This window comes from Vibrio sp. S12_S33 (assembly GCF_963889785.1).
GTDB classification, from domain to species: Bacteria; Pseudomonadota; Gammaproteobacteria; order Enterobacterales; family Vibrionaceae; genus Vibrio; species Vibrio aestuarianus.
This window is the reverse complement of sequence record NZ_CAWPQZ010000263.1, coordinates 1-426: the sequence shown is the minus strand read 5'-3', so window position 1 is coordinate 426 and position 426 is coordinate 1. Positions and strand designations below refer to the sequence as shown.

The window sequence follows — 426 nt, the reverse complement described above, 5'->3', positions numbered from 1 at the left end:
CATTGGCAAGATCCGCCGCCGTCACGGTGTAGGTTTGCTCCGTGGTGCTACCATCTGGGTTGGTGATGGTTAACGTCACCGTATCGCCTTCTTCCACGCCCGTTGGTAGGGTCACGTTGGTTTCAACACCGTCACTGTTCTCGGCCACGCTCACGCTGCCGTCCGCGGCATCCGCGATGGTGAGTGTTGGCACCGCAGTTGGCACGGTGGCGTCAAAATCAAACGTCACTGGCGCACTCTCACCACTGCTGTTGCCCGCCGCGTCGCTGATCTGCGCCGTCACGCTGTAGTCACCTTCTGCCGCCAAGCTTGGGATGGTGATGTTCGCACTGCCGGTATCGACATCCGTTTGGGTCACGGTGTAGGTTTGCGTTGTCACACTGCTATCTGGGTTGGTGATGGTTAAGGTCACCGTATCACCCACTT

General features: G+C 58.7%; 1 protein-coding gene. It reads right to left on the bottom strand.

All coding sequences use genetic code 11. The features are described 5' to 3' along the window. A partial coding sequence (locus AACW06_RS20095; protein WP_238336780.1) for an Ig-like domain-containing protein occupies positions 1–426 on the bottom strand: 426 nt, incomplete at both ends.